This window comes from Actimicrobium sp. GrIS 1.19 (assembly GCF_035984655.1).
Taxonomy (GTDB): Bacteria; Pseudomonadota; Gammaproteobacteria; order Burkholderiales; family Burkholderiaceae_D; genus Actimicrobium.
The window spans coordinates 117600-123814 of record NZ_JAXCHT010000010.1 but is presented as its reverse complement, the minus strand read 5'-3'; the positions used below and the strand labels follow the sequence as shown (position 1 = coordinate 123814).

Sequence of the window (6215 nt, the reverse complement as noted above, 5' to 3'; positions counted from 1 at the left end):
GATCTGGTTGGGCTTGAAAGATGTGCATGTCGCTGTCAAAACGATGCGCGCGCTACGTCGGCTGGGTGATCAGGCGAATTGTGTATAACGAGGTGCACTAAAACATCACTGAACATCTTTGACTTCATCAGTGTGTCGATGACAGTCGGTTGAAGCAGGGCGGTGGCCGCCGCATTGGTCACGCCACGTGTACGAAATTCGAGAAAGACCTGAACTGACTGCTTTGGCTCGATTGGCTTTAAAGCGGTGTAGGAGATTTTGGGTAGTGCGGAGTCAACGTATTGATTCATTGATACGCATCCACTGGCCAGCATGGCGAACGCAACGACACAACCATGCAATGCGTGACGACGAATTGAAGCCGGTAGATTTTTACTCTTGTTGCTGAATGCGATTCGTAACGATAATTCCATCGATTTCCCTCTGTTTATTTTTTATGGTCTGATCAGTATTTTTTGATGCAATCAGGCAACGGCAACATAGCACATTTAATGCGGCCAAATGACGGTGATCAGAGGATATTGAAACGAGAGAGATGGCAGTGGGCGGAATGTAACCTTGCCGACGAGATGGATTGGGTAAAGCAGCTAAGGATTTACCGCACTACAAGTAAATAAATCAGCAACAGATTTAAAACCAGCAACACCAGCGCCGCGCCGCGCCACACCGCCGCCGCATCGCGTTGCAGCAACGGCATGGGTGGCGCTGCTGACAGAGCCCGCGTGGCGCCGCGCTCCAGCGCCAGCAAGAATTCCTCGGCCGTTTCGAAGCGGTCGGCAGGATCACGGGCAATTGCTTTCATGACGACGTTTTCCAGCCAGTGCGGTATCTGCGGCCGGTAACGCGTCGGTGGCGTCGCCTGGCCGAAGCGCGGGCGCTGAAAGGCTTCGATTTCGCCGTACGGATAATGTCGAGTAAGTAACTGATACAGCGTGACGCCTATCGCGTACAGATCAGTCTGGCGCGAGGGAGCGGCGCCGTCGAACTGTTCCGGCGCGAGATAGGACGGCGTCCCGGCCATGGGTGCGTCGGACGGCTGCGGATCGAAGCCCGATTGCGCTACGCCGAAATCCAGCAAGCGCAATTCGCCATCCAGCCCGAGATGGCAATTGGCCGGCTTGACGTCGCGATGCAGGATGCTGCGCCGATGCAGCGCACCGACTGCGCGAACCAGTTTGGTGCCGTGCGCGATCACGTCGGGAATGGTGAAATGGATTTGCGCATCGAGCAGTTGCTGCAGCGTGCTGCCGTCATGCCAGGTGGTCAACGTATAAAGTGCGCTGCGTTGCTGCGGCGTGATCACCTGCGCGAAGAAGCGCGCCACCGCACGTTTGGCCAGCCATTCCTCGTGCGCGAAGGCGGCACGCTCGTGCGGGTCGCTGCCGCTTTCCGGCTGCAGTGTTTTCAGCACCAGCGCGCGGCCGCTGTGCAGGTCGGTGACGCGGTATAACAGCGTGGCGCGCGAGCTGTGCAGCAGGCTGTCAATGCGATAGCCGTCGATCTCCTGGCCGGGCTTGAAGCGGGGCGGCACCGGCAGATGCTGCAAGGCCGACAGTGCATCGCGCAAATCCTGTTCTGGCAGGGCGTCGATGCGCAGCACCAGCGCGCTGGCGTTGTCGCTGGAGCCGGCCTCGAGCGCGGCCCGCACCAGCGCGGCGGCAGTCGTGTCGGCATCGTGCTGGCCCAGCGCCAGCGCCGACAGGTGCCAGGTCAGATCGAAATGGGTCAGCGCATTCCAGACGCCGTCGCTGGCCAGCAGGAATACATCGCGCAACTGCAATTCGCCCATGCCATGGTCGATCGCCACGCGCGAATCCAGTCCGATGGCACGGGTCAGCACGTGCTGCATTTCGGGGCGGTCCCAGACGTGATCGGTGGTGAGCCGGGTCAGCGTGCCGCCCCGCAGCAGATACAGGCGGGTGTCGCCGACATGGGCAAAGTGATAGAAGCCGCCGCGCAGCACGAGGCAGGTCAGGGTCGTGGCCATGCCGGCCAGTTCGGGCCGCATTGCACCCTGATGCTGGACCCAGCTGTTGGTGGCGACCAGCACGCGTTCGAGTGCCTGCGCGACCGGCCAGGTGTCGGGCGTGGCGTAGTAATCCGACAGCAGCCCGCGCACCGCGTACTCGGCCGCTTCGCGACCACCCTGGTCGCCGGAGACGCCGTCGGCCAGCGCTGCCAGCACGCCCTTGACCGACAGTTCCGGCTCACGCGGCGTGACCATGCCGACGAAATCCTCGTTGCGCGGGCGCTTGCCGGTGGCACTGGCGTGGCCGGTGGCGAGGGTTAGCGGCATGACGTCAGATTCTGGCGGAGGTCATCGCCGCGCTGCCCCAGGTGGTGCGCCACCGTCCCTTGACCGCCGACAGGCCGAGCAGGGCCAGTACCGCCAGCGCGGCAAAAATCGTCAGGCCGGCCTGGTAGCTGCCGGTCATCTGTTTTGAGAACCCCATGCTGGCGGCCAGATAAAACCCGCCGACGCCACCGGCCATGCCAACCAGTCCGGTCATCACGCCGATTTCCTTGCGAAAGCGCTGCGGCACCAGCTGGAATACCGCGCCATTGCCGGTGCCCAGCGCCAGCATCGCCAGCACGAACACGACCACCGCCGGGGCTGCACTCGGCAGCCCGATGCTGGCGATGAACAGGAAGATCGCCGCCAGTACATACATCACCGACAGCGTGCGAATCCCGCCGATACGGTCGGCCAGCTTGCCGCCCATCGGCCGCACCATCGATCCGGCAAACACGCAACCGGCGGTGAAGTAACCCGCCACCACCGGGCTCAGGCCGTACTGGCTGTTGAAGTAAATCGTCAATGACGATGCCAGCCCGGAGAACCCGCCGAAGGTGACGCTGTAAAAAAACATGAACCACCATGCGTCCTTGTCCTTGAGTACCTTCAGATAGTCGATCAGCGATTTCGGCGGCGGCGCGGAGGGCGCGTCCCTGGCGAACACCATGTATACCACCAGCGCGACGCCGAGCGGAATCAGGCACAGGCCGAACACATTCTGCCAGCCGTAGGCCAGCGCCAGCGCGGGTGCAAACAGCGCGGCGAAGGCGGTGCCCGAGTTGCCGGCGCCGGCGATGCCGAGTGCGGTGCCCTGATGCTCGGGCGGATACCAGCGCGACGCCAGCGGCAGCGCCACCGCAAAGGCGGCGCCGGCGACGCCGAGGATTACGCCGAGTGCGAGGATGGCATGGTAGCTGTCGAGCTTGCCCTGCCAGGCCCACACCATCCCGGCGATCACGATCACCTGGCCGATCGCACCGGCGCGTTTGGGCCGCAGGTGGTCGACCAGCACACCCATGACGATGCGCAGCAAGGCGCCGGCCAGCAGCGGCGTCGCGACGATCAGGCCTTTTTGTGCGGCAGTCAGGCCGAGGTCATGGGCGATCTGCACGCCGAGCGGGCCGAGGATGACCCACACCATGAAGCTGAGATCGAAGTAGACGAAGGCTGCCAGCAGCGTGGGCGTGTGGCCAACTTTCCAAAACGTGGATTTTGTCATGGTGACAGGTCGCGGTCAGTGAGTGTGCGTCATGCAATGCAAGCGCCATGCCATGCAAAATTTGTGCGAAACCGGCTTTGCACGAATTATGCGGAGACATTTCGGGCGTCGCACCAAACGGAACCGGGGTGCGCGTCGCCTTGGTGCGCTTTCCATCGGTCAATGGTGCAACCGCGTCCGCAAGTACTGGCACCAGACTTGCTTTGTGACGAGGTACAGACGGTCATCACGCATACAGCGAGGAAGCAACATGAAGAAACTCAAACTAGTCATGGTTGGCAATGGCATGGCGGGCGTGCGTACCCTGGAGGAGCTGCGCAAGCTGGCGCCGGACATTTACGACATCACCGTCTTTGGCGCCGAACCGTATGCCAACTACAACCGCATCCTGCTGTCGCCGGTGCTGGCGGGCGAGCAAACCATCAAGGACATCATGTTGAATGATGTCGACTGGTATACCGACAATGACATCACGCTGCATCTTGGCAAGAAGATCGTCACCATCGACCGCATCAAGCGCCTGGTGATCGCCGACGATGGGACCACCGCGCCGTATGACCGGCTGCTGATGGCGACCGGCTCGAACCCGTTCATGTTGCCGGTGCCGGGCAAGGAGCTGGAGGGCGTGATTTCCTACCGCGACATCCACGACACCAACACCATGATCGCTGCTGCCGCCACCCATACCGATGCGATCGTCATCGGCGGCGGCTTGCTCGGACTGGAAGCCGCCAATGGATTGAAGCTGCGCGGCATGAACGTGACGGTGGTACATCTGCCCGATTCGCTGATGGAACGTCAACTTGATCCGGTCGCTGGGAAGATGCTGCAAAAGTCGCTGGAAGACCGTGGCCTGAATTTCCTGCTCGGGAAAAATACAAAAGAGTTGATCGGCACCGACGGCCGCGTCAGCGCCATCCGCTTTTCCGACGGCAGCGAAGTGCCGGCGCAACTGGTCGTGATGGCGGTGGGGATTCGACCGAACACCACGCTGGCCGAGGCAAGCGGGCTGTATTGCAATCGCGGCATCGTCGTCAATGACACCATGCAAACCTATGACCCGCGCATCTATGCCGTCGGCGAATGCGTCAATCATCGCGGCACGGCGTATGGACTGGTGGCGCCGCTGTTCGAGATGGCCAAGGTCTGTGCCAACCATCTGGCCAACTTCGGCATCGGCCGCTATCAGGGTTCGGTGACGTCGACCAAACTCAAGGTCACCGGCATCGACCTGTTTTCGGCGGGCGATTTTCAGGGCGGCGAAGGGACCGAGGAAATCATCCTGTCGGACCCGATCGGCGGCGTCTACAAGAAACTGGTGATCAAGGATGACAAGCTGGTCGGCGCCTGCCTGTACGGCGATACGGTCGACGGCAGCTGGTACTTCCAGCTGCTGCGCGAAGGCAAGGATATCGCCGAGATCCGCGACACGCTGATGTTCGGCGAAGCCAACACCGGTCGTCCCGGCGATGTCGGGCACGAAGGATTTACCAAGGCCGCCGCAATGCCGGATGCGGCCGAAGTGTGCGGCTGCAATGGCGTCTGCAAGGGCACCATCGTCAAGGCCATCAAGGAGCAGGGTCTGTTCACGCTCGAGGACGTGCGCAAGCACACCAAGGCGTCGGCGTCGTGTGGTTCCTGCACCGGGCTGGTCGAACAGATTCTGATGTTTACCGCCGGTGGCGATTACTCGCAATCGAGCAAGAACAAGCCGATGTGCAATTGCACGGACCACACCCATCAGGAAGCGCGCGATGCGATCCGCGCCGAGAAGTTGCTGACCATCGCCGATACCATGGCCTTCATGAGCTGGCGCACGCCGAACGGTTGCGCCAGCTGCCGGCCGGCACTGAACTATTACCTGATCTCCACCTGGCCGCACGAAGCGAAAGATGATCCGCAGTCGCGCTTCATCAACGAACGCGCGCATGCCAACATCCAGAAGGACGGCACCTATTCGGTGATCCCGCGCATGTGGGGTGGCGAAACCAATGCGTCCGAATTGCGCCGCATCGCCGACGTGGTCGACAAGTTCAAGATTCCCACCGTGAAGGTCACCGGCGGCCAGCGCATCGATTTGCTCGGCGTGAAGAAGGAAGACTTGCGCGAAGTCTGGAGCGATCTCGGCATGCCATCGGGACTGGCCTATGCCAAGGGCTTGCGCACGGTGAAGACCTGTGTCGGTTCCGAATGGTGTCGCTTCGGCACCCAGAATTCGACGCTGATGGGGCAGCAACTTGAACGCGCGCTGGCGCGCATGTATGCACCGCACAAGGTCAAGCTGGCGGTGTCGGGCTGCCCGCGCAATTGCGCCGAATCGGGCATCAAGGATGTCGGCGTGATCGGCGTCGATTCGGGCTGGGAGATTTATGTCGGTGGCAATGGCGGCATCAAGACCGAAGTCGCGCAATTCCTGGTGAAGCTGAAAACCCACGAAGAAGTGCTTGAATATGCCGGCGCCTTTCTGCAACTGTATCGCGAGGAAGGCTGGTATCTGGACCGCACCGTGCATTACCTGGCGCGGGTCGGGCTCGATCATGTCAAGCGCGCGGTGGTCGAGGACCACGCCAATCGCAAGGCCTTGTACGAACGCCTGCTATTCTCGCTCGATGGCTTGGCCGATCCGTGGCATGAGCCGGAAAAAGCCCAGGTCGATGTGCGCCAGTTCGCCCCGTTGTCCGTGTGATTGTGGAGAGGTCT

The 6215-nt window shown here is 61.5% G+C and carries 4 protein-coding genes; 1 reads left to right on the top strand and 3 read right to left on the bottom strand.

Going from position 1 to position 6215, the window contains the following annotated elements; genetic code table 11:
* Window positions 1–35: 35 nt before the first annotated feature.
* The 3 genes from RCH09_RS09530 to RCH09_RS09520 all read right to left on the bottom strand — a co-directional run bounded on the left by RCH09_RS09530 (window position 36) and on the right by RCH09_RS09520 (window position 3515).
* Window positions 36–413, bottom strand: coding sequence for a hypothetical protein (locus RCH09_RS09530; RefSeq protein WP_326940840.1), 378 nt, complete (start codon window positions 411–413; stop codon window positions 36–38).
* A gap of 182 nt (window positions 414–595) precedes the next feature.
* Window positions 596–2296 (bottom strand): bifunctional protein-serine/threonine kinase/phosphatase, encoded by a 1701-nt coding sequence (locus RCH09_RS09525; protein WP_326940839.1) that lies wholly within the window; start codon window positions 2294–2296, stop codon window positions 596–598.
* Window positions 2297–2300: 4 nt separating this feature from the next.
* Window positions 2301–3515, bottom strand: a complete 1215-nt coding sequence (locus RCH09_RS09520) for a nitrate/nitrite transporter (RefSeq protein ID WP_326940838.1) — start codon at window positions 3513–3515, stop codon at window positions 2301–2303.
* A gap of 250 nt (window positions 3516–3765) precedes the next feature.
* Here RCH09_RS09520 and nirB point away from each other — a divergent pair, with 250 nt between their 5' ends.
* Window positions 3766–6201 carry a nitrite reductase large subunit NirB gene (gene nirB, locus RCH09_RS09515; protein WP_326940837.1) on the top strand — a complete coding sequence of 812 codons (2436 nt, stop codon included), beginning with the start codon at window positions 3766–3768 and terminating at the stop codon, window positions 6199–6201.
* Window positions 6202–6215: the final 14 nt, after the last annotated feature.

Coding starts and splice junctions, on each gene's coding strand:
- RCH09_RS09530 (WP_326940840.1), bottom strand. CDS start 413: ATGGAATTATCGTTACGAATCGCATTCAGCAACAAGAGTAAAAATCTA.
- RCH09_RS09525 (WP_326940839.1), bottom strand. CDS start 2,296: ATGCCGCTAACCCTCGCCACCGGCCACGCCAGTGCCACCGGCAAGCGC.
- RCH09_RS09520 (WP_326940838.1), bottom strand. CDS start 3,515: ATGACAAAATCCACGTTTTGGAAAGTTGGCCACACGCCCACGCTGCTG.
- nirB (WP_326940837.1), top strand. CDS start 3,766: ATGAAGAAACTCAAACTAGTCATGGTTGGCAATGGCATGGCGGGCGTG.